The sequence below is a fragment of the Thermus brevis genome (genome assembly GCF_026427635.1).
GTDB lineage: Bacteria > Deinococcota > Deinococci > Deinococcales > Thermaceae > Thermus > Thermus antranikianii.
In genome coordinates this window covers 935,950-960,080 of sequence record NZ_CP102606.1, presented here as the reverse complement: position 1 = coordinate 960,080, position 24,131 = coordinate 935,950, and the positions used below count along the sequence as shown (strand labels likewise).

26 protein-coding genes are annotated in these 24,131 nt (G+C 65.6%); 17 read left to right on the top strand and 9 right to left on the bottom strand.

The window, feature by feature from the left end; genetic code table 11:
* Positions 1–15 precede the first annotated feature (15 nt).
* On the top strand, positions 16–435 hold the full coding sequence (locus KQ693_RS05415; protein WP_267262160.1) for a disulfide bond formation protein B: 420 nt from the start codon (positions 16–18) through the stop codon (positions 433–435).
* On the opposite strand, the gene KQ693_RS05410 is transcribed toward KQ693_RS05415, so the two are convergent.
* Together KQ693_RS05410 and KQ693_RS05405 are read right to left on the bottom strand one after the other, a co-directional pair.
* On the bottom strand, positions 423–1,148 hold the full coding sequence (locus KQ693_RS05410; RefSeq protein WP_267262159.1) for a hypothetical protein: 726 nt from the start codon (positions 1,146–1,148) through the stop codon (positions 423–425). The two genes, KQ693_RS05415 and KQ693_RS05410, sit on opposite strands and share 13 nt — an antisense overlap.
* A 4-nt stretch (positions 1,149–1,152) precedes the next feature.
* Positions 1,153–3,279: an ATP-dependent helicase gene (locus tag KQ693_RS05405; protein ID WP_267262356.1), complete on the bottom strand. Its 2,127-nt coding sequence runs from the start codon at positions 3,277–3,279 to the stop codon at positions 1,153–1,155.
* A 67-nt stretch (positions 3,280–3,346) separates the two neighbouring features.
* On the opposite strand from KQ693_RS05405, the gene KQ693_RS05400 reads away from it, so the two are divergent.
* The 4 genes from KQ693_RS05400 to KQ693_RS05385 all read left to right on the top strand — a co-directional run bounded on the left by KQ693_RS05400 (position 3,347) and on the right by KQ693_RS05385 (position 7,454).
* Positions 3,347–4,243 carry a phosphohexomutase domain-containing protein gene (locus tag KQ693_RS05400; RefSeq protein ID WP_267262158.1) on the top strand — a complete coding sequence of 299 codons (897 nt, stop codon included), beginning with the start codon at positions 3,347–3,349 and terminating at the stop codon, positions 4,241–4,243.
* Positions 4,240–5,193: an MBL fold metallo-hydrolase gene (locus KQ693_RS05395; protein ID WP_267262157.1), complete on the top strand. Its 954-nt coding sequence runs from the start codon at positions 4,240–4,242 to the stop codon at positions 5,191–5,193. The genes KQ693_RS05400 and KQ693_RS05395 overlap by 4 nt, the downstream gene beginning before the upstream one ends.
* A gap of 57 nt (positions 5,194–5,250) precedes the next feature.
* A complete protein-coding gene (locus tag KQ693_RS05390) occupies positions 5,251–6,897 on the top strand; it encodes a long-chain-fatty-acid--CoA ligase (RefSeq protein WP_267262156.1) in 1,647 nt (548 codons plus the stop codon).
* A gap of 119 nt (positions 6,898–7,016) precedes the next feature.
* Positions 7,017–7,454: a DUF2267 domain-containing protein gene (locus KQ693_RS05385; protein WP_219760083.1), complete on the top strand. Its 438-nt coding sequence runs from the start codon at positions 7,017–7,019 to the stop codon at positions 7,452–7,454.
* Between the two features lie 14 nt (positions 7,455–7,468).
* Here the strand turns inward: KQ693_RS05385 and KQ693_RS05380 are convergent, their stop codons facing one another.
* The 4 genes from KQ693_RS05380 to KQ693_RS05365 all read right to left on the bottom strand — a co-directional run bounded on the left by KQ693_RS05380 (position 7,469) and on the right by KQ693_RS05365 (position 10,632).
* A complete protein-coding gene (locus tag KQ693_RS05380) occupies positions 7,469–8,344 on the bottom strand; it encodes an HD domain-containing protein (protein WP_015716467.1) in 876 nt (291 codons plus the stop codon).
* 116 nt (positions 8,345–8,460) lie between these two features.
* Positions 8,461–9,282 carry an enoyl-CoA hydratase/isomerase family protein gene (locus KQ693_RS05375; protein WP_267262155.1) on the bottom strand — a complete coding sequence of 274 codons (822 nt, stop codon included), beginning with the start codon at positions 9,280–9,282 and terminating at the stop codon, positions 8,461–8,463.
* A gap of 1 nt (position 9,283) precedes the next feature.
* Entirely contained in the window at positions 9,284–9,991 is a 708-nt protein-coding gene (locus KQ693_RS05370) for a phosphorylase family protein (RefSeq protein WP_267262154.1), read from the bottom strand.
* Between the two features lie 11 nt (positions 9,992–10,002).
* Entirely contained in the window at positions 10,003–10,632 is a 630-nt protein-coding gene (locus tag KQ693_RS05365; RefSeq protein ID WP_267262153.1) for an ABC transporter ATP-binding protein, read from the bottom strand.
* Positions 10,633–10,680: 48 nt separating this feature from the next.
* Here KQ693_RS05365 and KQ693_RS05360 point away from each other — a divergent pair, with 48 nt between their 5' ends.
* Both KQ693_RS05360 and KQ693_RS05355 read left to right on the top strand, forming a co-directional pair.
* Complete coding sequence (locus KQ693_RS05360) at positions 10,681–11,331, top strand: Crp/Fnr family transcriptional regulator (RefSeq protein WP_267262152.1); 651 nt, start codon at positions 10,681–10,683, stop codon at positions 11,329–11,331.
* A gap of 24 nt (positions 11,332–11,355) precedes the next feature.
* Positions 11,356–12,114, top strand: coding sequence for a 2-phosphosulfolactate phosphatase (locus KQ693_RS05355; RefSeq protein ID WP_015716462.1), 759 nt, complete (start codon positions 11,356–11,358; stop codon positions 12,112–12,114).
* Positions 12,115–12,131: 17 nt separating this feature from the next.
* On the opposite strand, the gene KQ693_RS05350 is transcribed toward KQ693_RS05355, so the two are convergent.
* Genes KQ693_RS05350 through KQ693_RS05340 form a run of 3 tightly spaced genes read right to left on the bottom strand, consistent with a single transcriptional unit; the run spans position 12,132 to position 14,940 of the window.
* Positions 12,132–13,445, bottom strand: coding sequence for a dipeptidase (locus KQ693_RS05350; protein ID WP_267262151.1), 1,314 nt, complete (start codon positions 13,443–13,445; stop codon positions 12,132–12,134).
* Complete coding sequence (gene hspR, locus KQ693_RS05345; RefSeq protein WP_015716460.1) at positions 13,442–14,140, bottom strand: heat shock protein transcriptional repressor HspR, fused homodimer type; 699 nt, start codon at positions 14,138–14,140, stop codon at positions 13,442–13,444. Before hspR ends, KQ693_RS05350 begins: the two co-directional genes overlap by 4 nt.
* 41 nt (positions 14,141–14,181) lie before the next feature.
* Positions 14,182–14,940 (bottom strand): IclR family transcriptional regulator, encoded by a 759-nt coding sequence (locus KQ693_RS05340; RefSeq protein ID WP_267262150.1) that lies wholly within the window; start codon positions 14,938–14,940, stop codon positions 14,182–14,184.
* 98 nt (positions 14,941–15,038) lie between these two features.
* On the opposite strand from KQ693_RS05340, the gene aceB reads away from it, so the two are divergent.
* The 10 genes from aceB (at position 15,039) to hemW (ending at position 24,109) form a co-directional block, all read left to right on the top strand.
* The gene (aceB, locus tag KQ693_RS05335; protein ID WP_267262149.1) at positions 15,039–16,601 is read left to right on the top strand and encodes a malate synthase A; all 1,563 of its coding nucleotides are present in this window, start codon (positions 15,039–15,041) and stop codon (positions 16,599–16,601) included.
* Between the two features lie 76 nt (positions 16,602–16,677).
* Positions 16,678–18,081 (top strand): FAD-linked oxidase C-terminal domain-containing protein, encoded by a 1,404-nt coding sequence (locus tag KQ693_RS05330; RefSeq protein WP_267262148.1) that lies wholly within the window; start codon positions 16,678–16,680, stop codon positions 18,079–18,081.
* The gene (locus KQ693_RS05325; RefSeq protein ID WP_015716456.1) at positions 18,074–19,120 is read left to right on the top strand and encodes an FAD-binding protein; all 1,047 of its coding nucleotides are present in this window, start codon (positions 18,074–18,076) and stop codon (positions 19,118–19,120) included. Before KQ693_RS05330 ends, KQ693_RS05325 begins: the two co-directional genes overlap by 8 nt.
* Positions 19,121–19,124: 4 nt before the next feature.
* On the top strand, positions 19,125–20,411 hold the full coding sequence (gene glcF, locus KQ693_RS05320) for a glycolate oxidase subunit GlcF (RefSeq protein WP_015716455.1): 1,287 nt from the start codon (positions 19,125–19,127) through the stop codon (positions 20,409–20,411).
* A gap of 7 nt (positions 20,412–20,418) precedes the next feature.
* Positions 20,419–20,679, top strand: coding sequence for a type II toxin-antitoxin system VapB family antitoxin (locus tag KQ693_RS05315; protein ID WP_015716454.1), 261 nt, complete (start codon positions 20,419–20,421; stop codon positions 20,677–20,679).
* Complete coding sequence (locus KQ693_RS05310) at positions 20,680–21,066, top strand: type II toxin-antitoxin system VapC family toxin (RefSeq protein WP_015716453.1); 387 nt, start codon at positions 20,680–20,682, stop codon at positions 21,064–21,066.
* Positions 21,063–22,283: a glycerate kinase type-2 family protein gene (locus KQ693_RS05305; RefSeq protein ID WP_267262147.1), complete on the top strand. Its 1,221-nt coding sequence runs from the start codon at positions 21,063–21,065 to the stop codon at positions 22,281–22,283. The genes KQ693_RS05310 and KQ693_RS05305 overlap by 4 nt, the downstream gene beginning before the upstream one ends.
* A 4-nt stretch (positions 22,284–22,287) precedes the next feature.
* Positions 22,288–22,605, top strand: coding sequence for a nucleotidyltransferase domain-containing protein (locus tag KQ693_RS05300; protein WP_019551704.1), 318 nt, complete (start codon positions 22,288–22,290; stop codon positions 22,603–22,605).
* Positions 22,595–22,987 (top strand): HEPN domain-containing protein, encoded by a 393-nt coding sequence (locus KQ693_RS05295; RefSeq protein ID WP_019551703.1) that lies wholly within the window; start codon positions 22,595–22,597, stop codon positions 22,985–22,987. Before KQ693_RS05300 ends, KQ693_RS05295 begins: the two co-directional genes overlap by 11 nt.
* Positions 22,988–24,109, top strand: coding sequence for a radical SAM family heme chaperone HemW (hemW, locus tag KQ693_RS05290; RefSeq protein ID WP_267262146.1), 1,122 nt, complete (start codon positions 22,988–22,990; stop codon positions 24,107–24,109).
* The last annotated feature ends 22 nt before the right edge of the window (positions 24,110–24,131 follow it).

Below are 24,131 nucleotides of genomic sequence, written 5' to 3'. Positions count from 1 at the left end.
GGGTATGCTCTCCCCATGAACCGCGCTTCGCTTGCACCCCTCGTTCTCGCCTTCGCCTGGGTGGTGGCCCTGGTGGCCACCTTAGGAAGCCTCTACTACTCCGAGGTGCGGCTTTTTTTGCCCTGCGAACTCTGCTGGTACCAAAGGATCTTCATGTACCCGCAGGCGGTCCTCTTGGGCCTAGCCCTTTGGCGGCAGGATCTTTCCGTCTGGCCCTACGCCCTCACCCTTTCCCTCATCGGAGGAAGCATCAGCACCCTGCACCTCTTGGAGCAGCGCTTCCCTGACCTCTTCACCCTGGCCTGCAAGCCCCCGGTGCCCTGCTCCGTGGAGTACATCCCCCAGTTCCCCATCCCCTTGCAGGCCCTGATCGCCTTCCTCCTCATCGCCCTCAGCATGGGGCTTTTGGCCCGCGAGGCCCGTCAAAGGGGGTAGCCGAGGCCCTCGAGGACCGCCCGCACCCGGAAGATCAGGAGGTCCTCCGGGGGGTAGACCACCTGCACCCTTTCCCAGACTCCCTTCTCCACCGGGGCCAGGGCCACCAGGGCATGGAAGGGCTGGAGTACGTCCAGGCTAAGCCGCCCCCCCGCATAGAGGAGGAGGTCCACCTTCAAGGAAAGGGCCCTGGCCTCCTCCGGCCTTAGGGCCACGTGCCCCCGGGCCCGCTCCGGCAGGCGGGCCAAAAAGCTATCCCCTTCGGCGAAGCTTGAGGCCACCACGGAAACCTGGCCCAGGGGCCTGAGGAAAGGAGCCAGGGAGGCCCTCAAAGGCCCAAGCCATAGCCCCCTGGCCCCGGGAAAGTGGGCGGAGAGAAACCGCTCCAGGGCCACCCCTTCCGTGTACTGCCCCATAAGCCCCCCCACCCGGGGGACCACCAGGTCCAAAAGCCCTGCCTCCCGGGCCTCCGCCTCCAGGGAAAGGCTTGGGGCCAGGTCCTTGGGAGGCGGCAGGGCCTCCGCCAGCACCGCCCCGGCCAGGCCCAAAGGGGCCAGGCAGGGGAAGAGGGCAAAGGGATCCTGGGCCTCCACGGGATAGGGGAAAAGGGGAAGCCTGGCCGTGGCCACCTCGGCCACCAGGCGGTCAAACAGGGGAGAAGGCACCCGGTGGAGAAAGACCAGGGGGCGAACTTTCTGATACTCCGGGCGCACGGCCTCACCCCACGGGCCTCAGGTCAGCGTACTTGAGGGAAAGCCGCTTCAGGCCCACCCCCTCGAAGTGCACCGTCACCTCGTCCCCCATGGCCGCCACCACCGTGCCCTGGCCGAAACGGGGGTGGATCACCTTCTCCCCACCCCTATAGGCCCCGGGCTTGGAGGCCCGGGCTTCACTGGGGACAGGGGAGGGGGAAACCTTGGCCGAGGCCCGGTAGGGGTCGTACTCCTCGTAAAGCCCCCCCTCCACCTCCTCCAGGAAACGGCTTGGCCGGGTAGCCTCCGTGCGCCCGTAAATCTCCCGCTCCTCGGCGTAGGAAAGGTAAAGCCCCTCCTGGGCCCGGGTCACCCCCACGTAGAAGAGGCGGCGCTCCTCCTCGAGGCCCTCCAGGGTGCTCAGGGAGGAGCGGTGGGGCAAAAGCCCTTCCTCCACCCCCACCACGAAGACCACGGGGAACTCCAGCCCCTTGGCGTTGTGCAGGGTCATGAGGGCCACCTTGCCCGCGGGCTCCCCCGGCTCCTCCGCCCGGGCGGTGAGGGCCACCTTGTCCAGAAACTCCATAAGACCCTCCGCCTCCTTGGCCGCCCGGAGAAGTTCCTCCACGTTCTCCAGGCGGTCCTCGTAATCCTCAGGGTAAGCCTCCCGCAGGTAAGCGGGGTAGTCCGTGGCCTCGAGGAGGTGGCGGAAAAATCCCTCCGCCGGTCCAAAGGCCAGTTCCTGGAGCTCCTCCATCAGGGCCAGGAAGTGACGCAAGGGAGCAGGGCGGGGCAGAACCTCTGCCGCCACCCTGAGGGCCTCGAAGAGGGGAAGCCCCTTCTCCCTGGCGAGGGCCTCCACCTTCTCCACCGTAGCGGGGCCGATGCCCCGGGGAGGGGTGTTCAGCACCCGCTTCAGGCTCACCCCATCCAGGGGATTCAGGCTCAGGCGGGCGTAGGCCAAAAGGTCCTTCACCTCCGCCCGTTCAAAGAACCCCACCCCCCCCACCACCCGGGCTGGAACCCCCCGGGAGGCCAGGGCCTGCTCCAGGAGGCGGCTTTGGGCGTTGGTGCGGTAGAGGACCGCCACCCGGTCGAAGGGAGGCCCCAGACGCAGGATCTCTTCGGCCACAAAGCGGGCCTCGTCCCGGGCATCCCGGGCCCGGTAGAGGCGCACGGGTTCCCCCCCGGGCTTCACGGGCCTCAAGGTCTTTTCCAGGCGCAGGGCATTGTTCACGATGAGGGCGTTGGCGAAGCGCAGGATGGCCTCGGTGGAGCGGTAGTTCTCCTCGAGGCGGTACACCTTGGCCCCGGGAAAGTCCCGGGTGAACTCCAGGATGTTCTTGATGTCCGCGGCGCGGAAGGAGTAGATGCCCTGGTCCGGGTCCCCCACGGCCATGAGGTTGGCCTCCTCCCCTGCCAAAAGCTTGGTGAAGCGGTACTGTACGGGGTTGGTGTCCTGGTACTCGTCCACGTGGATGAAGCGAGCGCGCCTCCTGACCCGCTTCAAGACCTCAAGGTCCTCCTCCAGGAGGCGCAGGGCATAGAGGAGGATGTCCCCGAAGTCCAGGGCCCCCTGGGCCTTGAGGGCCTCCTCGTAGCGCTTCAGCACGTCCAGAAGCCTCCCCCGGCTGAGCCCGGCGTAGTAGTCGGGAAGCTCCGAAAGCAGGGACTCGGGGGCCTCCCCCCGGTTCTTGGCGCGGTCCAGAAGGGCCTTGAGGGGCCCGGGCCTGGCGGCGAGGCCGAGCTCCTTCAACACCTCCTTGATGAGGGCAGTCTGGTCGTCCTCGTCGTAGACCACGAACCCCGGCTTCAACCCCACCCTCTCCCCATAGACTCTCAGAATCCGCAAGGCGGCGGAGTGGAAGGTGGAAACCCAAAGCTCCCCCCCACCCTTCACCATGCGCTTAAGGCGCTCCCTCATCTCCTCAGCGGCCTTGTTGGTGAAGGTGACCGCCAGGATCTCCGAGGGGAAGACGCCCCTCTTGGCGATGAGGTAGGCCACCCGGTGGACCACGGTGCGGGTCTTGCCGCTTCCCGCCCCCGCCACCACCAGGGCCGGTCCCTCAAAGTGCAAGACCGCCTGGCGCTGGGCTTCGTTCAGGGAGCGAAGGAGCTCGTCTCCAGGATGGCTGCTTTGGGGCCCCTGCATCCCCGAGGAACCGCGCTGACCCTCTAGCTCCACGGGGGAGAGTGTACCACGGGGTAGACTTTAAGGCATGGAGCTCTACTCCACCCAAGACGGCTTCCTAGGAGAGATCGCCAAGGGGTTCACCTTCGCCCACCTGGCCCGGGTGGCGGCGGGGTTTGGAGCCAGGCTCGAGGCGGAAGGGATCCGCCGGGTGGCGGTGGCCCACGACACCCGCTTCCTGGCCAAGGAAATGGCGGAGGAAGCGGCGGGGATCCTGGGGGGAATGGGCCTGGAAACCTTCCTCCTGAAAGGCCCTTCCCCTTTGCCCCTTTTCGGCTTTGCCCTAAAGGAACTGGAAGCAGCCGGGTTTTACCTCACCGCCAGCCGCAAGCCCGCCCGCTTCCAGGGGGTGAAGCTCCGCCTGGGCCCCGGGAAACCCCTTTCCCCGGAAGGGATGGCCCTTCCCCAGGAGGCCCCGCAGAAGCGGGGAAGCTTCCAGGTCCTGGACCGGAAGAAGGCCTACCTGGAGCACCTGGCCCAAAGCACTGGCCAAGGAGCCCAGGGGAAAAAGGGGGTGGTTTACCTGGACACCTTGGGGGGAGCAGGGGGAGGGGTGCTGCCCGGGGTCTTCAAGCTCCTGGGCCTCGAGGCGGAGCTTAGGGAACTCCACCCCCTTCCCCACCCCCTCTTCTACGGGGTGGACCCCGACCCCAAGCCGGAAAACCTCCCCACCCTCCTCGTCCTCATGAAGGCGGTGGAACCCCCGGCGGTGGGCTTCGCCCTGGATGGGGATGCGGACCGCCTTGCCGTGGTCCTGCCCGGCGGGGAGCTGGTTTCCCAGGAGGAAGTCCTGGAAAAACTTGGACAAGCCCTGGGAGGAAGGGAGGTCCGGACGGACGGCGAGGGAGGCTACCTCTTCCCCTGGCACCTCCCGGAAAAGGATCCTTTCCTGGCCGCCCTTCTCCTCCTGCAGGTCCTCCTATGAAGGAGCTTCTTCCCGGTCTTTACCTCCTTCCCGTGCCCATCCCCTACCCCTTGAAGACGGTAAACCTCTACCTTTTTAGGGGCAACGGGGAGGTGGCCCTCCTGGACACCGCCCTGGGCACCAAGACGGCCCGGGGCACCCTGGAGCTCAGCCTGGCGGAGCTCGGCCTTTGCTTTACCGACGTCAAGACCATCCTTCTCACCCACCACCACCCGGACCACTACGGCCTGGCGGGCTTTTTTGAAGGGCTTGGGGCCCGGGTATGGCTGCACGAGGAGGAGGTCGGGCGGGGCCACCTCTTCTGGCTTCAACCAGAAGCCTTTGAGGAGGCCAGCTGGCGGCTTTTCCTGGACCACGGTACCCCGGAGGAAGCCCTTATGGGCATCCGGGAAACCATGGCCAAAACCCGGGAGCGGGTCCATCCTCCCCAAAACCCCACGCCCCTGAAGGACGGGGAGGTGCTGGAGGTGGCCGGCAAGAAGCTCCGGGTCATCTGGACCCCTGGCCATGCGGACGGGCACGTGGCCTTCTATCTGGAGGAGGAAGGAATCCTCCTGGTAGGGGACGCCCTCTTGGAACGGGTATCCCCCAACGTGGGCCTTTGGGCCTACACCCGGGAGAACCCCCTAAAGGACTTTCTGGCGTCCTTAGAGCGCCTTATGGAGCTTCCAGCCAAGGTGGCGTATGCGGGGCATTTCGGTCCCATCCTCGAGGTGAAGAAGCGGGCCCAAGAGCTCATCGCTCACCATCAGGAGCGCCTGGAGGCCCTGCTCGGCTTTCTTCAAGCTCCCCTGACCGCCTGGGAGCTTTCCCTAAGGCTTTTCCCCCAGGAGCTGGACGCCCCCGGCAGGCGCTTCGCCTTTGCGGAAACCCTGGCCCACCTGGAGTACCTGCGCCTCGAGGGGCACGTAAAGCGGGAAGGCGCCCCCTACCGGTACTTCCGGGCTTAGAGCCCTTGCCCTAAGCCGCAGGTGGGGGTAAACTTTGACCCGGTTCAAGGAGGTGCCATGCATCCCTGGTACACCCACTACGATCCCGGGGTCCCCAAGGAGGCCCCCAGGCCCTGGCTGCTCACCGACCTTCTAAGGGAAAACGCCCGCCGCTATCCCCACAAGGTGGCCCTGGAGTTCCTGGGGCGAAGTCTTAGCTACCGAAGCCTGTGGCAGCAGGTGGAGGCCTTCGCCAAAGGCCTCCAGGAGGCCGGCCTGAAACCCGGGGACCGGGTGGCCATCATGCTCCCCAACTCCCCCCAGTTCGTCATCGCCTTCTACGGCACCCTTCTGGCGGGGGGCGTGGCGGTGAACACCAACCCCATGTACACCCCACGGGAACTCGGGCACCAGCTCAGGGACTCGGGGGCCAGGGTCCTGGTCATCCTGGACCTTCTTCTTCCCCGCTACCAGGAGGTGAAGGCAGAGGCCCCGGTAGAGGTCCTGGTGCGCACAGGCATTCAGGACTACCTGCCCTTCCCCAAGAATCTCCTCTACCCCTTGATGCTCAAGCGGAAGGGCCAAGCCCCGAGGAGCCTCGAGGGCACCCCCTGGCGTGCCTTCCTCAAGCCGGGTAATCCCCAGCCCGTCCCTTTAGACCTGGACGACCTCGCCCTTTTGCAGTACACGGGAGGGACCACGGGTGTGGCCAAGGGGGCCATGCTCACCCACCGGAATCTCTCCAGCAACGCCCTCCAGGTCCGCTCCTGGATCCCCGATTTCCAGGAGGGGGAGGAGGTGGTGCTGGGGGCCATTCCCTTCTTTCACGTCTACGGCATGACCGTGGCCATGAACCTGGCCCTCTTGGGAGCGGCCAAGCTGGTCCTTCTGCCCCGGCCGGAGATCAAACCCATCGTGGAGGCCATTGAACAACACCGGGTGACCCTCTTCCCCGGGGTGCCCACCCTCTACGTGGCCTTCAACCACTTCCCGGGAATCGAGAAACGGAACCTAAGGAGCATACGGGCTTGCATCTCGGGCTCCGCTCCCTTGCCCCTGGAGGTGGCCGACCGCTTTGAACGGCTCACGGGGGCCAAGCTGGTGGAAGGCTACGGCCTCACCGAGGCAAGCCCCGTGACCCACTGCAACCCCCTCCATGGCGTCCGCAAGCTGGGGAGCGTGGGCCTACCCTTCCCCGGGGTAGAGGCCAAGGTGGTGGACGAGGAGGGTCAGGAAGTCCCCATGGGAGAGGTGGGCGAACTCGTCGTCAAAGGCCCCAACATCATGAAGGGCTACTGGAACCGCCCCGAGGAAACCCAAAAGGCCCTCCAGGACGGCTGGCTCTTCACCGGGGATATGGCCCGAATGGACCAGGACGGCTACTTCTACATCGTGGACCGCAAAAAGGACATGATCATCGCCGGCGGCTACAACATCTACCCCCGCGAGGTGGAAGAGGTCCTCTACCAGCACGAAGCCGTCCAGGAAGCCGCCGTGGTGGGCGTACCCGACCCCTACCGCGGGGAAACCGTGGCCACCTTCATCGTCCTCAAGGAAGGGTATAAGGGCAAGGTCACGGAAAAGGACATCGAAGCCTTCTGCCGGCAAAACCTCGCCGCCTACAAGGTTCCCCGCATCATCGAGTTCCGGGACAGCCTGCCCAAAACCAGCGTGGGGAAGATCCTCAAGCGCGAGCTGACCAAGGAGATGGCGGCCAAGCGCTAGCCCCAGGGAAGCAGGCCAAGGAAAGCCCTTTGCGTCCAACCCGGACCGGGGGCATCCTGCCCCTTCACAAGGGCATGCTCAAGATATATGGTGGTAAGTGAAGGAAAGGAGGGGTAGGTATGAGCGCCACGGGCCTCGAGGTCTTTGACACCACCATCCACAAGACCCACAGCTGGTTGAAGGAGATCATGGAAACCCTGGGCATAGAGGACCGCCACCGGGCGTACATGGCCCTGCGGGCCGTGCTCCATGCCTTAAGGGATCGCCTCACCGTGGAGGAAACCGCCCAGCTGGCCGCCGAGCTTCCCATGCTGATCCGGGGCCTCTTCTACGAGGGCTGGGACCCCACGGGCAAGCCCCTCAAGGAGCGGCACAAGGAAGCCTTCCTGGCCCACGTGGCCCGGGAGCTCAAAACGCCTTCGGGACCTGCCCTGGACCCCGAGGCCGCCACCCGGGCGGTGTTCAAGGTGCTCTCCCAAAAGGTTTCCCAAGGGGAGATCCGGGATGTGCAGAACCTGCTTCCCAAGGAGATCCGCGCGCTCTGGCCCCAGGGCTGACCGGGTCGGAAGCCTCAGTCCAGCACGAAGCGGTCCTCGCTTTCGTGAAGGCGTACCCGGTGGACGATGCGCTGGTCCTGGCCCCCGTTCCCCTCGGTCATGGCCACCACGCTCACGTAGGGCCTTAAGGGGCTACGGAGCACCTTCTTGGTAAGGGTTTCCTCCACCTGGAAGATGCCGGCGGAGTTGTTCATGGTCACCTGGATCTCCACGGGCACCTTCTCCCCTTTGAGAATGCGCACCTCGTCCACCGCCAGGGCGCTGATGGAGTGGATGTCGATGCTCCCCAGGGCGAAGGCCTTCCGCCCCCGGCCCTTGGTGATGTCGGTGCCGTCGGCCACGGCGGTGACCCCTGCCTCAATGGTTAAGGGCTCCGGGGAGAGGTCATGGCTATAGATGCCGTGGAGGATGAGGGCCCTAAGGGCGGTGCGTTGCTCGGGGTCAGGGTAGATCTTCTCCAGGATTCGGTTCAGGATGGGCAGGGACAGGGTGACGCCAAAGGCCTCGTGATGGTCCCGGTGCACCTGGTTGCCCAGGTCGTGGAGCATGGTGGCAAGGAGGACCACCACGTAGGCATCCTCCAGCTCCCCGGCCCCTGACTCCACCGTATCCAGGCGCACCCCTGCCTCGGCCAAGAGGGCCAGGATGGCCACGCTGGCCGCCCCCGTAAGGAGGGCGTGGACCCGGCCGTGGTCGTTGTAGCCCAGCTTGCGCATGGTGATGTAATTGGCCATGTTCCACCCAGCCCTGGCCTCGGGGTCTTGGATGAGGAGCTCGTAGGCCTTAAGGGCCTTAGGAAAGGCCTTTAGACGCTCGCGAATGGACTGGTCGGCCTCGGCGTACAGCTTGGCCTTAGGGCTGGCAACGTGGACGATGCGCTCTCCCGTCATGGGCAACTCCACATTACACCACACTGCGGATGGCCATACCTACCCAACACCCTCATGCGCCCAAAAGAAGCCAGAGGGTGAAGCCAAAGCCCCTCCCCAAGGGAAAGGGCTTACCCTTACTCTCCCTTGAAGTTAGCTGCCCGCTTTTCCAGGAAGGCCCGCACCCCCTCCTTCATGTCCTCCGTGGCGGAGGCATAGCCGAAAAGGTCGGCCTCGATCTCCAGGGCCTCCGCCAGGTCCAGCCCCTCGCCCCGCACCACGCTTTCCTTGGCCAGGGCCAGGGCGATGGGCGCATTTTTCATGATCTTCTGGGCCAGCTTCTTGGCCTCCTCCAGGGCATCCTCCCCCACCCGGTTCACCAGACCCAGGCTTAAGGCCTCCTCGGCGGACACATGCCGCCCGGTGAAGATGAGGTCCAAGGCCCGGCCCCGCCCGATGAGGCGGGGAAGCCTCTGGGTGCCGCCAAAGCCCGGGATCAAGCCCAGCCCCACCTCGGGCAGGCCCAGCTTGGCCTCCCTGGAGGCCACCCTCAGGTCGCAGGCCAGGGCCAGCTCCAGCCCTCCTCCCAGGGCATACCCGTTGATGGCGGCGATGGTGGGAAGGGGCAAGGCGGCGATCTCGGCGAAGACCTGCTGCCCCAAAAGGGCATACTCCCGGGCCATGAAGGGATCCTTCAGGGCGGCGATCTCCTTGAGATCCGCCCCGGCGGCGAAGGCCTTGCCCTCCCCGGTGAAGATGGCCACCCGGACCTCGGGATCCTGATGGATGACCTCGGCCACCTCGGCCAGCTCCCTGAGGAGGTCCTGGGAAAGGGCGTTTAAGGCCTCAGGACGCCTTAAGGTAACCAGGGCGATGCCCTCCTCCACCTCGTAGGAGAGGTGCTCAAACTCGGGGATCTCCAGGATGAACTCGTGCTCGTGTTCGTGCTCGTGGGCCATGCTACACCTCCAAAAGGGCCTCGAGGGCCACCTCCACCATCCGCCTTACGCCTTCTTGCAAAACCTCAGGCGGAGCCAGCTCCGGGTCGCCGATGCGGTTGGAAACCGTGAGGATGGCCCCCGCCCGAACCTTCCGCATCTTACCCAGGAGGAAGAGGGCGCTGGCCTCCATCTCAAAGGCCAGCAGGCCAAACTGGGCCCAGGCCTTCGCTCCCCCGGGGGTGGTGGCGTAGAAGGCATCCTCGGTGGCCACCAGGCCCACATGGTGCGGGTAGCCTCTTTGCTCCGCCTGCTTCCAGAGGGCACGGAAGAGCTCGGCGTCGGGCACGGGAGCATAGGGACGGCCTTCCAGGTACTGCCGGGTGGCCCCGTCCAGGGGCACCGCCCCCTGGACGATCACCAGGTCCCCGGGGGAAAGGCCCTCGTCCACCGCCCCACAGGTGCCCACCCGGAGAAGCACCCTGGCCCCCAGGCTCACCAGTTCCTCGGCCACGATGCTGGCCGAAGGAGCCCCCATGCCCGTGGTCTGTACGGAAACCGGCACCCCCCGGTACCGGCCGGTGAAGCCCAGGAGGCCCCGGTAGGAGGTGTAGAGCCTGGGTTCCTCGAGGAAGGTGGTGGCAATCCACTCCGCCCGGCCCGGATCCCCGGGCAGGAGCACCCTTTCTGCCACCTCTCCCTTCTTGCCCCGCACGTGGATGGGACTCATACCGCACCATTTTAAAGCCGCAAGGTGGGAAGCCCTTCCACCAGGGCCTCGTCGTGGGTGGAGAAGAGAAGGGCCGCCCCCACCTCCCTGGCCAACTCCCGCATGAGCCTGAGCACCTCCCTGGCCTGGGTGCGGTCCAGGCTGGCCGTGGGCTCATCGGCCAAAAGCAGCCTGGGGCGGAGGTACAGGGCCCGGGCCACCGCCACCCGCTGCCGCTCCCCACCCGAAAGCCTCTGGGGCAGGAAGTCTGCCCTTTCCCCAAGGCCCAGCCAGGAAAGGAGCCCAAGGGCAAAGGCCCGGTCCACCCGGCCCGCCAGGTAGCCGGGGGCCAGGACGTTTTCCAAGGCGGTGAGTTCGGGGAAAAGAAAGTGGTGCTGGAAGACAAGGCCCATAAAGCGAAGCCGCCTCCTGGCCAAAACCCCCTCGGGCAGGCCCCGGATGGGGGTTCCCTCCCAGTACACCTCGCCCTCCTGCAGGGAAAGAAGGCCCGCCAGGAGGTGGAGGAGGGTGGTCTTACCGCTTCCCGAGGGCCCCAGGATGGCCAGGGCCTCCCCGGGGCAGAGCCTTAAGGAAACCCCCCGGAAAAGATAGCCGTTTCCGTAGGAGAATCCCAGGTCTATGGCCTCCAAGACCGGGTTCACCCTCTCATCCTCTAGGCAAAAGATGAAGCCTCGGTTAGAGTAAGGCCGATGCCGGCATCCCCTCTTTTCCAGGATATGGGCCCGGAGGAAACCCGACTGGCCCGCTCCTACTTCCAGCCCCTGACCTACCCCAAGGGCAAAGCCATCTTCCACCAGGGGGATCTGGGCCAGGCCCTTTACCTGGTGGAGGAGGGCCGGGTGCGCCTCTACCGCACCCACCTGGGGGGCCAGGAGAAGATCCTAGGGTTCCTGGGGCCCGGGGAGGTCTTCGGGGAGATGAGCCTTTTGGACGGGGGGGAACGGAGCGCCAGCGCCCTGGCGGAGGAGGAAACCCTGCTTCTCGCCCTCTACCGGGAAGCCTACCTCGGGCTCATCCGCCGCCTGCCCCTCTTCGCCCACAACCTGGCCCGCATCCTGGCCCACCGCCTGCGGGAACTCAACCTGGAGCTGGACCTTCTGGCCTTTGAGGAGGCGAGAAGCCGGGTAGCCTACGCCCTCTTAAAGCTCCTTCGGCAGGGGCACGGGCCCCACTTCCAGCTCCGCCACCAGGACCTGGCGGCCCTGGCCGGGGTGAGCCGGGAAACCACCACCCGGGTCCTCCACGAGCTCAAAGACCAAGGCGTCCTGCGCCTTTTTTCAGGGGTGGTGGAGGTGGTGGACCCCAGGCTCTTGGAGGAGGTGGCCTTTGGCCTGGTTTGAGGAAACCGAGTCGGAGGGCCTTCCATGCGCTTGAAGGTGGATGTTCTCCCCGCGGAGGAGCTGGTCTACCCCGATGTGGTGTTGGTGGTGGACGTGATCCGCTCCACCACCACGGCCGTCGCCTTCCTGGAGGCGGGGGCAGAGGCCCTGTACTGGGTCCCAGACCTCGAGGCCGCCCGGGCCTTCAAGGATGCCGACGTCCTCCTGGCGGGGGAGGTGGGGGGGTTAAAGCCCCCGGGGTTTGACCTGGGGAACTCCCCCCGGGAGGCCCTCGAGGCCCCCGTGGGAGGCAAGACCGTGGTGATGAGCACCACCAACGGCACCAAGGCCGCCCACGTGGCCGCCAGGACCGCCAAGCACGTGCTCCTGGCCTCCCTCTTTAACGCCCACGCCGCAGCCCGCCTGGCCCGGGAACTGGCCACGGAGGAGGTGGCCATCCTGGCCGCCGGCAAGGAGGGGCGGGTGGGCCTGGACGACCTCTACACCGCCGGGGTCCTGGCGGAGTACCTGGGCCTCCTGGGGGAGGTGGAGCCCGAGGACGGGGCCAGGATCGCTTTGGCGGTGAAGCGGAACTACCAGGACCCCCTGGAGGCCCTCTCCCTCTCCGCCGCCGCCACCGCCCTGAAGGGGGTGGGCCTCGAGGCCGATGTGCCCTTCTGCGCCCAGGTGGCCAAAAGCGCCGTGGTCCCCATCCTCACGGGCCGGGTGGGGGAGGCCCTCATCTTCAAAACAGCTCCCCCAGGGCTCACCAAGCGGGCCATCCCCGGAACAGGGGCAGGCTAGGGCCAGCCCCTCCCCGCCTAGCCCCCTTGGGCCAAAAGCTCGTGGAAGCGCCTTAGGGTAGCGATGCCCTTCTCCAGGTTAATCAGGTCAAACTTCTCGTTGGGGGCGTGGAGGTTGTCGTCGGGAAGCCCTAGGCCCAGGAGGACCACGGGCGCACGAAGGGCATCCTGGAGCTCCGCCACCACCGGGATGGTCCCTCCCTCCCGGGTGTACACGGGGGGCCTGCCCCAGACCTCCTCCAGGGCCTTGGCCATGAGGCGCATGGGGGGGCTGAAGGGATCGGTGAGGACCGGCCTGCCCCCGTGGAGGCGGAGGATCTCCATGGTATAGCCGGGTGGGCAGATCTCCCGCAGGTAGGCCTCCACCTGGCTGGCCACCTCCTCGGGGTCCTGGTCCGGAACCAGGCGCAAGGAAACCTTGAAGCCCGCCTCGGCGGGGATCACCGTCTTGGAGCCCTCCCCCTGGTACCCTCCCCAGATGCCGTTCGGGTCCAGGGTGGGCCGGGTCCAAAGCCTCTCCAGGGGGCTATAGCCCTCCTCCCTGGGCAGCACCTCCACCCCGAGCTCCCGTCTCAAGGCCTCCTCGTCCAAGGGGGGCCAGAGCCTTTTCTCCTCCTCCGAAACCGGCCGCACCCGGTCGTAAAGGCCGGGAACCAGGATCCTCCCGGTTTTCTCGTCCTTTAGCTTGGAAAGAATCCACCCCATGGCCTGGATGGGATTCGGAGCCACGCCGCCGAAACTTCCGGAGTGGAGGTCCCGCCGGGCCCCCTTCAGGCGCACCTCCAAATAGGCCAGGCCCCTCAGGCCATAGGTGAGGGTAGGGGTAAGGGGAGCGAACATGGCGCCATCGGAGATGAGGACCACGTCGGCTTGGAGCTTCTCCCGGTGCTCCCGCACGAAGGGCAGAAGGCTCGGGCTTCCGATCTCCTCCTCCCCCTCCACCAGGAACCTCACGTTCACCCGGGCGGGCAGGTCCTCGAGGGCCGCCACATGGGCCCAAAGCTGCCCCTTGTCGTCGGAGGCTCCCCGGGCGTAGACCCTTCCCTCCCGCACCGTGGGCACGAAGGGGGGGTTTTCCCAAAGCTCCAAGGGATCCGGGGGCTGGACGTCGTAGTGCCCGTAGACCAGGACCGTGGGGGCCTTGGGATCCAGGAGGCGCTCCGCGTAGAGGATGGGGTGCAGCGGGGTTTCGTGAAGCTCCGTGCGGAAACCCCGCTCCCTGAGCCTCTCCGCAAGCCAGAGGGCCGCCTTGCGAACATCTTCCTTGTGGGCCGGGTCGGTGGATACGGAGGGGATGGCCAAGAACTCCAAAAGGGGCTCTAGCGCACTCACGCCCCCATGCTACTCCCTTCGGGAAGGGTCTTGCCCTCTTCCAAGAGAAGGAGCTTCAGCCGGGCCACCTCGGCCTCAAAGCGGGCCTGCAGGGCCTCCAGCTCCGCCCTAAGCCGCATGATCTCCTCCACCCCCGCCAGGTTCACCCCAAGCTCCTGCGTCAGGCGGCGGATCTCCCTAAGCTTCTCAATGTCCCGCTCCGAGTAAAGCCGGGTCTTCCCCCCAGACCGCTTCGGCTTGATCAAACCCTTCCGCTCGTAAAGCCTCAGGGTCTGCGGGTGCATCTCCAACAGCTCCGCCGCCACCGAGATCACGTACACGGGACGGTCCTTGGGGGAGGGCTTGGCCGTGGCCCCGGGAGGGGGAAGGGCCGGGCGTTCCAGCTCCTCAAAGCGGGCCCCGATCTCCTCCTTCAGCCGGGCCACCTCGGCCTCAAAGCGGGCCTGCAGGGCCTCCAGCTCCGCCCTAAGCCGCATGATCTCCTCCACCCCCGCCAGGTTCACCCCAAGCTCCTGCGTCAGGCGGCGGATCTCCCTAAGCTTCTCAATGTCCCGCTCCGAGTAAAGCCGGGTCTTCCCCCCAGACCGCTTCGGCTTGATCAAACCCTTCCGCTCGTAAAGCCTCAGGGTCTGCGGGTGCATCTCCAACAGCTCCGCCGCCACCGAGATCACGTACACGGGACGGTCCTTGTCCATGGCCTTTAGCTCCCTCCGCTAAACCCTCCTAACCAATGCTATTATAAAGCGGGCACAAAACCCAGGCGCAAGGAAGCTTTCCTGGCCGCCTCCACCACCCGGGGAGCCAGGCGGTGGGCCTCCTCCAGGGAGAGGCGGCTGGCGGGGGCGGAGAGGGACAAGGCGGCCACCACCTCCCCCCCGGGGCCGAAGACGGGAGCGGCCACACAGCGCACCCCCAGCTCCCTCTCCTCGTTGTCCAGGGCGTAGCCCTTCCGGCGCACGGTTTCCAGCTCCCGCTTCAGGTCCTCGAGGCGGGTGAGGGTGTAAGGAGTGTACGGGGTGAGGGAAAGCCCCTCGGGGATGCCCCGGAAGGCGAGAAGCACCTTCCCCACCCCCGTGGCGTGCAGGGGAGCCCGGCTTCCGGGAGCGGTGAAGAGCCGGACCAATCTGGCCCCCTCCGCCTGGTCCAGATAAAGGGCCTCCCTTCCCGCCAGCACCGCCAGGTTCACGCTCTCCCCCGTTTCCGCCGCCAGGGCCTCCATCTCCGGATGCGCCGCAAGAAGCAGGTTCTGCCTGGGATAAACCTGGCCCACGGCAAAGGCCTTGGGCCCCACCCGGTAAACGCCCCTTTCCTCCTCCACGAAGCCGTGGCGGACCAGGGTCTGGAGGAGGCGGTAAAGGGTGCTCTTGGTAAGCCCCGTCCGCTCTGCCAGGGGGGAAAGCCCGGCCTCCTTAAGCTCCGCCAGGGCCTCGAGGACGCTCAGGCCCCGCTCCAAGGTCTTCACCTCCTCGGCTCCTTTCCTCCTGGGTCGTGGCATGGGCCTCAGGCTAGCACCCGCTGGGTTATTTTTCAAGTAACAAAAAACCATTTTGTTTCTTGACAAATCCCCACCCCTTCCCTTAGGCTCAAACCACCATGAAGGGCGTGGAAATCCTCAAAGACCATCCCCTCTTAGGAGAGGTGCTCACGGAAGAGGCCCTGAGGTTTGTGGTGGCCCTGCACCGGGAGTTCAACCCCGTGCGCAAGGCGCTTCTGGAGCGCAGGAAAACCCTCTGGGAAAGGTACAAGGCCGGGGAAAAACCGGACTTTCCCGAGGAAACCGCCTTCGTGCGGGGCGGGTCCTGGCAGGTGGCGGAGGCTCCACCCGACCTTTTGGACCGCCGGGTGGAGATCACCGGCCCTGTGGACCGCAAGATGATCATCAACGCCCTGAACTCCGGGGCCAAGGTCTTCATGGCGGATTTTGAAGACGCCCTCTCCCCCACCTGGGACAACGTGATCCAGGGGCAGAAGAACCTCTATGACGCCGTCCGCCGCCAGATTGACTTTGTAAGCCCCGAGGGGAAGGAGTACAAGCTGAAGGAAAAGGTAGCCACCCTGGTGGTCCGGCCCCGGGGCTGGCACCTGGTGGAAAAGCACGTGCGGGTGGATGGGGAGCCCATTTCCGCAAGCCTCTTTGACTTTGGCCTTTACTTCTTCCACAACGCCCACGAGCTCCTAAAGCGGGGAAGCGGCCCCTACTTCTACCTGCCCAAGATGGAAAGCCACCTGGAGGCCCGGCTTTGGAACCAGGTCTTCCACTTCGCCCAGGACTACCTGGGCATCCCCCGGGGCACCATCCGGGCCACGGTGCTCATCGAAACCATCCTGGCGGCCTTCGAAATGGAGGAGATCCTCTACGAGCTTAAGGAGCACGCCGCCGGGCTCAACGCCGGCCGCTGGGACTACATCTTCAGCTGCATCAAGAAGTTCGCCACCACCGCCCCCATCTTCCCCGACCGGGCCCAGGTCACCATGACCGTGCCCTTCATGAAGGCCTACACCGAGCTTCTGGTGAAGTCCTGCCATATCCACGGGGCCCACGCCATCGGGGGCATGGCCGCCTTCATCCCCAGCCGCAAGGACCCCGAGGTGAACGAAAGGGCCTTCCAGCAGGTGCGGGCCGACAAGGAGCGGGAAGCCTCCCAGGGATTTGACGGCACCTGGGTGGCCCACCCCGATCTGGTGCCCGTGGCCCAGGAGGTCTTCGACCGGTACCTGGGGGATAAGCCCCACCAGAAGCACGTGAAGCGGGAGGACGTCCAGGTGAGGGCGGAGGACCTGCTGAACTTTGAGGTCCCGGGAGGCAAGGTAACGGAGGCAGGCCTTCGCAACAACATCTCCGTGGCCCTCCAGTACCTGAACCAGTGGCTTCTCGGCAACGGGGCCGCCGCCATCTTCAACCTCATGGAGGATGCCGCCACCGCCGAGATCAGCAGGGCGCAGCTCTGGCAATGGGTGCACCGGCAGGCCACCTTGGAGGACGGCCGCCCGGTCACCCCTGAGCTTTACCAAAAGATCAAGGAAGAGGAGCTCGCCAAGCTGGGAGGACGGGAGGTTGGCCGCTACAAGGAGGCCGAGGAGATCCTGGACAAGCTGGTCCTCTCCGAGGAGTTCATCGAGTTCCTGACCCTGGTGGCCTACGATTACCTGGACTGAGACCAAAAGGATCCGGGCTAGGAAGGGGTGGGGCAGGCCACCCACCCCTTCCGGTAAAGTGGGATAGGAGGTGGCAATGGGGTTCCTGGAAGAGCTTAGGGCCCTCTTTCCCCCGGGGAGGCTGCTGACCAAGGAGGCGGAGCTTGCCCCTTACGAGTCCGACGCCCTCACCGCCTACCGCAAGCGTCCCCTGGCCGTGGTGCTTCCCGAGCGGAAGGAGGAGGTGGTGGAAGCGGTGCGCCTGTGCTACCGCCACGGGGTGCCCTTTGTGGCCCGGGGAAGCGGCACCAGCCTCTCGGGAGGCTCCTTGCCCGTGGAGCGGGGCCTGGTCATCGCCCTCAACCGCATGAACCGAATTCTGCGCCTGGACCCCAAGGCCCGGATCGCGGTGGTGGAACCCGGGGTGGTGAACCTGGAGGTTTCCCGGCAGGCGGCCCCTTTTGGCCTCTATTACGCCCCCGATCCCTCCAGCCAGCCCATCTCCACCATTGGCGGGAACGTGGCCTTCAACTCCGGCGGGGCCCACTGCCTGAAGTACGGGATGACGGCGGGCCACGTGCTGGCCCTCGAGGTGGTCACCCCTCAAGGGGAGGTGGTGCGCCTGGGCGGGGAAGGCCTGGAGAGCGTAGGCCCTGACCTCCACGGCTTTTTCGTGGGCACCGAGGGGCTTTTGGGAGTAGCCCTGGAGATCACCCTGAGGCTTCTTCCCAAGCCCGAGGCCTACCACACCCTGCTGGCCGCTTACGGGAGCCTCGAGGCCGCCGGCAACGCCGTGAGCCAGGTGATCCGAAGCGGGCTCCTCCCCGGGGCCATGGAGATCATGGACCGCCTGGCCATAGAGGCCGCCGAGGCAGCGGTGAAGGCCGGCTATCCCCGGGTGGAGGCCCTCCTCATCGTGGAGCTGGAAGGCCCCAAGGAGGAGGTGGAGGAGGAGGCCAAACTCCTGGCCCAGGTGATTAAAGAAAGCGGGGCCTTGGAGGTGCGCATCGCCCAAAGCGAGGCGGAACGCCAGGCCATCTGGAAGGGGCGCAAGGCTGCCTTCAGCGCCGTGGGAAGGCTTTCCCCCGATTACATCGTCCAGGATGGGGTAGTGCCCCGAAGCCGCCTGGGGGAGGCCCTGAAGGAGATCGGAAGGCTTTCCCAGGAATACGGCCTCAGGGTGGCCAACGTCTTCCACGCCGGGGACGGAAACCTTCACCCCCTGGTCCTCTACGACGGCAAAAAACCTGGGGAGCTGGAGCGGGCCGAGGAGCTGGCGGGAGAAATCCTCAAGCTTTGCGTGCGCCTGGGGGGGTCCTTGACCGGGGAACACGGCATCGGGGTGGAGAAGAAGGAGTACATGCCAAAGATGTTTGCCCCGGAAGACCTCCTGGCCATGGAACGGGTCAAGGAGGCCCTGGACCCCAAAGGCCTCGCCAACCGGGGCAAGGTGCTACCCGGCCACGGGCAAGGCCCGCATCTAGGAGAGGTGTATGCCTGAGGTCCGTGCCAACTCTCTGGAAGAAGTACAGGAAGCTGTGCGCACCTGTCCCCGCCTGCGCCCCAAGGGGGGTGGGAGCAAGCCGGCCCTCTCCACCCCCAAGGACGGGGAGACCCTCCTGGATCTTTCGGGCCTCAGGGGCATCCTGGAGTATGCCCCTGAGGAGTTCGTCTTCACCGCCTATGCCGGCACACCGCTTAAGGAGATAGAGGAAACCCTACGGGCCCACGGCCAGTACCTGCCCTTCCACCCACCCCTGGTGGAGCAGGGGGCCACCCTTGGGGGCACGGTGGCAGCAGGGCTTTCCGGCCCCATGCGGGAACGGTTTGGGGGCCTGAGGGACTTCATCCTGGGCGTGCGCTTCGTGGACGGGGAAGGAAGGGTGGTGCGGGGCGGAGGCAAGGTGGTGAAAAACGCCGCTGGCTTCCCCTTCCACCGCCTCATGGTGGGTTCCCTGGGAGCCTTCGGGGTCATGGTGGAGCTTTCCTTCAAGGTCTTCCCCTCCCCCAGGGCCACCCAAACCCTGCGGCTCACCTATGGGAACCTAGCGGAAGCCCTTGCCGCTATGGAACGCCTCCGGGTGCTTCCCCTGGATCTTCTGGCCCTGGACCTTATTCCCCCGGCCACCCTGGAGATCCGCCTAGGGGGGTTCCCCGAAAGCCTGGGGAAAAGACTAAAACGACTACAGGAAATCCTGCAAAAGGAAGGCGAGGTGCTGGCGGAGGACGAAACCCACTGGGAAGGGGTGCGGAACCTCCGCTTCCTGGAGGAGGCCCCCACCTGGGTCAAGGTTCCCTCCGCCCCCGCCTGGGTGCCCAAGCTGGAAGATCTGCCCCTAGGGCCCAGGCGGTACCTGGCGGGAGGGGAACTCCTCTACGCCGGGATGGAGGCCAAGGGACTGGCATCCCTTAGGCAGGCAGGGATTCCCCACCTGGTCCTAAAGGGCGCCGAGGATGCCCTCTTCCCCCATCCACCCGAGGCCTTTTTCCGCAAGCTTAAGCTGGCCCTGGACCCCAGGAGCCGTTTTCCCTTAGGGTGAGAGCATGCAGCACCGCATACCCGTGGAAACCCTGGGCAAGGAAGGGGAGGTGATGGCCCACGCCATCGAGGCCTGCGTCCATTGCGGCTTCTGCCTTCCCACCTGCCCCACCTACCTGGTCCTGCAGGAGGAGATGGACTCCCCCCGGGGTCGGATCTTCCTGATGAAGGAGGTCCTCGAGGGGAACCTCTCCCTGGAGGAAGCCCTTCCCTATCTGGATCGTTGCCTGGCCTGCCAGGCCTGCGTTACCGCCTGCCCAAGCGGCGTCCCCTACGGCGAGCTCATCGCCACCTTCCGCCTGCACACCGAGAGCAAGCGCCACCGCTACCCCCTGGAACAGGTCTATCGCCAGTCCCTCCTCCGCATCCTCCCCTACCCTGAGCGCTTTCGGCCCCTGGCCGAGCTGGGAAGCCGGCTAAAACCCCTCCTCAAGCCCCTTCCCCTGCCCAAGGCTCTTAAGGCTCCCATCGCCCTGCTCCCGGACCGCCTGCCGGACAGGGAATCCTACCAGGAGGTCTACCCCGCCAAGGGCCAAAGGCGGGCCAGGGTGGGCATCCTCCTGGGCTGCGCCCAGCAGGTCCTGAGGCCCTCCATCAACCGGGCCACCATCCGGGTCCTCCAGGAAAACGGGGTGGAGGTGATAGCCGCAAAAGAACAGGTCTGTTGCGGGGCCCTAAACCTCCACGCCGGGGACAAGGAGGGAGCCAGGGCCTTGGCCCGCACCAACCTGAGGGTTTTCCAGGAGGTGGACTACGTGGTCACCAACGCCGCCGGTTGCGGCTCGGGGATGAGGGAATACCCCCTTCTCTTCCTGGGGGAACCCGAGGAGGAGGAGGCGAGGGCCCTGGCCGCCAAGGTGAAGGACCTCACCGTCATCCTGGACGAGCTGGGCTTCATCCCCCCTCCCCCGCCCCCACGGCCCCTCAGGGTGGCGTACCACGACGCCTGCCACCTGGCCCACGCCCAGGGGGTGCGGGAGGCCCCAAGGAGGATCCTCAAGGCCTCTGGGGTGGAGGTGCTGGAGCCCAAGGAGTGGGAGATCTGCTGCGGCAGCGCCGGCACCTACAACCTGTTCCAGCCCGAGATCGCCGAGGTTTTGGGCAGGAGAAAGGCGGAAAATCTTCAGGCCACCCAGCCCGAACTGGTGGTCACGGGCAACATCGGCTGCCTCACCCAGATCCAGGCCTATTTGGACAAGAGCATCCCCATCCTGCACACGGCGGAACTTCTGGAGATGCTCTATATAGGTCGGCATCCCGGGGAGACGGACGGCGGAGGGGATGCCCTATAATCAGAGCATGGCCTTCACCATACGCGATAAGGATGTGGAACGCCTGGTGGAGGAGGTGACCCGCCTCACCGGGGAGAGCAGGGCGGAAGCGGTGCGGAAAGCCTTGGAGATGCGCCTTGCGGAGCTAAAACCCAGGCAAGGCCTTCAAAACCTTTTGCGCACCCTCGAGGATAAAATCTGGTCCAAGATACCGCCGGAATACCTTGACAAGCCCCTTTCCCAAGAGGAAACGGAAAGGCTTCTGGGGTATGGGCCCAAGGGGTTCTAGATGGTCCTGGACACCTCAGCGGTCCTGGCGATCCTCCTTCGCGAGCCCGGTTACGAGACCTTGTTGCAGCGGATCGTCCGCGGAGAGCCTCCAAAGATAGGGGCGCCTACCCTTGCGGAAGCTGGGATAGTGGTGGTAGCAAGGTTGGGGTTCAGCTATCTCCATCTGCTTTACGAACTCCTGGAGGCGCTTGGAGCCGAGGTGATCCCCTTTACCGAGAAGCACGCTCGGGAAGCCATCCGTGCCTATAAAGAGTTCGGCCGCGCCCAACACCCTGCGGGACTAAACTTCGGGGATTGCTTAAGCTATGCCACAGCCCGTGTGGAGGGAATGCCTCTGCTCTATAAAGGCGACGACTTTGCCCAGACGGATTTAGGCCAAAAGTGAAATCGCTCCTTTTAGCCACCTTCCGCCAGGCCCTCGAGGAAGCCCACCCCTACCGCCTCACCCTTAGGGCCCTTCCCAAGGCCAGGCCCCACCTGATCCTGGCGGTGGGCAAGGGAGCCTCCTGGATGCTAAAGGCAGCCTTGGATCGCTACGGGGAGGTACCCTACCACCTCACCCTGCCCAAGGGGCAGGATGCCCTGGGGCTACGAGCGGTCTTCGCCGGCCATCCCTTGCCCGATGGGGAAAGCCTAAGGGCGGCCCAGGAGGTCCTGGAACTCCTCAAGGGGCTTTCCCCCAAGGCGCGGGTTTTAGCCCTGGTTTCGGGCGGGGGAAGCGCCCTTTGGTGCCTGCCCCTGGGGATCTCCCTGGAGGCGAAGCGGGCCCTCACGGAGGCCCTCCTGAAAAGCGGGGCCAGCATTAGGGAAATCAACGCCGTGCGCAAGCATCTCTCCCAGGTGAAGGGGGGAAGGCTTCTAAAGGCCACCCAAGCCCGGCTTCACGTGCTTCTTCTCTCCGACGTGCCAGGGGATGACCCCGGGGTTATCGCCTCGGGACCCTTCCATCCGGATTCCAGCACCTACCTCGAGGCCCTGGCCATCCTGGACCGGTATGGCCTGGCCTTTCCCGAAGCCAGGCGGGTGTTGGAAGAAGGACTAAGGGGCCGGTTCCCCGAAACCCTGAAGCCCCAAGACCCCGCCCTAAAACGGCTGTCCTACCGGATCGTCGGGCGCAACCTGGACCTCCTAAAGGCCGCCCAAGGGTTCTTAAGGCGGCAAGGCTACCGGGCGGTGATCCTCTCGGACCGCTTCGGCGGCGAGGCCCGGGCCCTGGCCCGCTTCCATGCGGAGCTGGTGGAAACCCTCCGCGCCCATGGCCTTCCCTTCAAAAAGCCCCTTTTCCTCCTCTCCGGGGGGGAAGCCCAGGTACAGGTGAGGGGGAAGGGTAGGGGGGGCCGGAACCTGGAGTTCCTCCTCGCCCTCTACGCCCACCTCCAAGCCCCCCTTTACGCCTTGGTCGCGGATTCCGACGGGCTGGATGGACCCTCAGAAGCGGCGGGAGCCCTCCTCACTCCGGAGGTCTGGCACCTGGGGCTGGACCCAAGGCCCTTCCTGGAAGCCAACGACAGCTACGGCTTCTTTGAACAGGCGGGAACCCTCCTAAAAACCGGGCCTACCGGCACCAACCTCAACGACTTCCGCCTCCTCTTTGTAGACTGAAAAGGTGGAGTACCCGGAGCTGGCTCCGGTCCTTTCGGCCATCCTCAAAACCGTCCCGGCGAAAAAGATCATCCTCTTTGGCAGCCGGGCCCGGGGGGAGGCCCGCCCAGAAAGCGATTACGACCTCCTCGTGGTGGTGCCACCGGAGTACAAGACCATGCGGGTTTGGAAAGACCTCTATCAGGCTGCCAGCAAGGTCCAGCAAGGCTTCAGTCTGGACCTCCTCCTGGCCACCGAAGAGGACTTGACCCGGTACCGGGAAACCTGGACAACGGTTTATCCCCATGTCCTCCGGGAAGGGCGGGTGCTCTATGCCGCATGACGCCTCAGACCCAGGAGTCTGGCTGGCCCGCGCCAAGAGCAACCTGGCCCGGGCCCGCGTAGGAAGGACCAGCCCCGAGGTGGTCTGGGATGACCCTTGCTTTGACGCCCAGCAGGCTGCGGAAAAGGCCCTCAAGGCCCTCCTCATCGCCCTTGGCATCCCTTTTCCCAAAACCCACGACCTGGCACGCCTTCTGGAGCTGATCCGCCCCCACCTCCCCGTGCCTCCAGGGCTAGAAGACCTGGTTCGGCTTAACCCCTTCGCCGTGGCGGGCCGCTACCCGGGGGACCTCCCCGAGGCCACAGAAGAGGACTGGAAAGAGGCTCTTCTGCTGGCCGAGCAAGCCGTGGCCTGGGCAGAAAGGGTCTTAACGCAGGATTGAATGGCCAGCCTCTACCTCCACGTCCCCTTCTGCCCCACCCTCTGCCCCTACTGCGACTTCCACGTGGTGCGCCGGGGCCCAGGGTGGGTGGAAGCCTACCTGAAACGCCTTAAGGAGGAAGCCCAGAGGCTTTACGAGATCCACCCTGAGCCCCTAAAGACCCTCTACCTGGGCGGGGGTACCCCGAGCTTTCTCCGGGACCGGGAACTCATCGCCCTCTTCCAGGCCCTTCCCTGGAGGCTGGAAGCGGATGCGGAGGTGACCCTCGAGGCCAACCCCGGCACCTTGAACCGGGAACGGATGGCCCTTCTCAAGGACCTCGGGGTGAACCGCCTCTCCTTAGGGGTCCAGAGCTTCCAGGAAGCGGTGCTGCGGTTCCTGGGCCGGGCCCATGGACGAAGGGGCGCCTTGAAGGCCGTGGAGATGGCCTTGGAAGGGGGCTTCCGGGTTTCCCTGGATCTCATCCTGGGCCTGCCCATGCAGGAGGTGGAGAAGGATCTAAAGGAGGCCGCCTCCCTAGGAGTGGGGCACGTATCCGCCTACACCCTGCAGGTGGAAAAGGGTACCCCCTTCGCCCTTTCGGGCCTGAAGGAGGATCCGGAAAGGGAAGCCTGGGCCATGGGGAAGGCGGAGGAAATCCTGGAGGGTGCCGGTCTTGTGCGCTACGAGATATCCAACTTCGCAAGGCCCGGCGAGGAGGCCCGCCACAACCTGGCCTACTGGCGGAATGGTTTTTGGCTGGCCCTGGGTCCCAGTGCCGCAGGCCAGTACCCGGGCACGGGGCCGGTTTACGCCTTCCGCCGTACCAACCCTCCCCTTCCCCGATGGCTTCTGGGGGAACCCCCTCAGGAGGAGGCCATCTCCCCCTTAGAACACGCCAAGGAAAGCCTGATGCTGGGCCTGCGCCTGAAGGAGGGGGTGGATGTGGAGGCCGTGGAGAGGAGAACGGGCCTAAGCCTTTGGCCTAGCCTACAGCCTGCCGCTATATCCCTGGCGGAAGCGGGCTTTTTAGAGATCGAAGGCCTCCGCCTCAAGCCCACCCGCCGGGCTTTCCCCCTCCTCCATCAGGTGGTCCTGAAGTTGTGGGAGGCCCTCGAGGCCTCTCCCAATCGCCGGATGTGATAAACTTTGACCCAGTCAAAGG

Coding starts and splice junctions, on each gene's coding strand:
- KQ693_RS05400 (WP_267262158.1), top strand. CDS start 3,347: ATGGAGCTCTACTCCACCCAAGACGGCTTCCTAGGAGAGATCGCCAAG.
- KQ693_RS05310 (WP_015716453.1), top strand. CDS start 20,680: ATGGTCCTGGACACCTCAGCGGTCCTGGCGATCCTCCTTCGCGAGCCC.
- KQ693_RS05390 (WP_267262156.1), top strand. CDS start 5,251: ATGCATCCCTGGTACACCCACTACGATCCCGGGGTCCCCAAGGAGGCC.
- glcF (WP_015716455.1), top strand. CDS start 19,125: ATGCAGCACCGCATACCCGTGGAAACCCTGGGCAAGGAAGGGGAGGTG.
- KQ693_RS05405 (WP_267262356.1), bottom strand. CDS start 3,279: ATGCAGGGGCCCCAAAGCAGCCATCCTGGAGACGAGCTCCTTCGCTCC.
- KQ693_RS05360 (WP_267262152.1), top strand. CDS start 10,681: ATGCCGGCATCCCCTCTTTTCCAGGATATGGGCCCGGAGGAAACCCGA.
- KQ693_RS05330 (WP_267262148.1), top strand. CDS start 16,678: ATGGGGTTCCTGGAAGAGCTTAGGGCCCTCTTTCCCCCGGGGAGGCTG.
- KQ693_RS05315 (WP_015716454.1), top strand. CDS start 20,419: ATGGCCTTCACCATACGCGATAAGGATGTGGAACGCCTGGTGGAGGAG.
- KQ693_RS05375 (WP_267262155.1), bottom strand. CDS start 9,282: ATGGCCCACGAGCACGAACACGAGCACGAGTTCATCCTGGAGATCCCC.
- KQ693_RS05385 (WP_219760083.1), top strand. CDS start 7,017: ATGAGCGCCACGGGCCTCGAGGTCTTTGACACCACCATCCACAAGACC.
- KQ693_RS05395 (WP_267262157.1), top strand. CDS start 4,240: ATGAAGGAGCTTCTTCCCGGTCTTTACCTCCTTCCCGTGCCCATCCCC.
- KQ693_RS05380 (WP_015716467.1), bottom strand. CDS start 8,344: ATGACGGGAGAGCGCATCGTCCACGTTGCCAGCCCTAAGGCCAAGCTG.
- KQ693_RS05340 (WP_267262150.1), bottom strand. CDS start 14,940: ATGCCACGACCCAGGAGGAAAGGAGCCGAGGAGGTGAAGACCTTGGAG.
- aceB (WP_267262149.1), top strand. CDS start 15,039: ATGAAGGGCGTGGAAATCCTCAAAGACCATCCCCTCTTAGGAGAGGTG.
- hemW (WP_267262146.1), top strand. CDS start 22,988: ATGGCCAGCCTCTACCTCCACGTCCCCTTCTGCCCCACCCTCTGCCCC.
- KQ693_RS05355 (WP_015716462.1), top strand. CDS start 11,356: ATGCGCTTGAAGGTGGATGTTCTCCCCGCGGAGGAGCTGGTCTACCCC.
- KQ693_RS05415 (WP_267262160.1), top strand. CDS start 16: ATGAACCGCGCTTCGCTTGCACCCCTCGTTCTCGCCTTCGCCTGGGTG.
- KQ693_RS05325 (WP_015716456.1), top strand. CDS start 18,074: ATGCCTGAGGTCCGTGCCAACTCTCTGGAAGAAGTACAGGAAGCTGTG.
- KQ693_RS05370 (WP_267262154.1), bottom strand. CDS start 9,991: ATGAGTCCCATCCACGTGCGGGGCAAGAAGGGAGAGGTGGCAGAAAGG.
- hspR (WP_015716460.1), bottom strand. CDS start 14,140: ATGGACAAGGACCGTCCCGTGTACGTGATCTCGGTGGCGGCGGAGCTG.
- KQ693_RS05295 (WP_019551703.1), top strand. CDS start 22,595: ATGCCGCATGACGCCTCAGACCCAGGAGTCTGGCTGGCCCGCGCCAAG.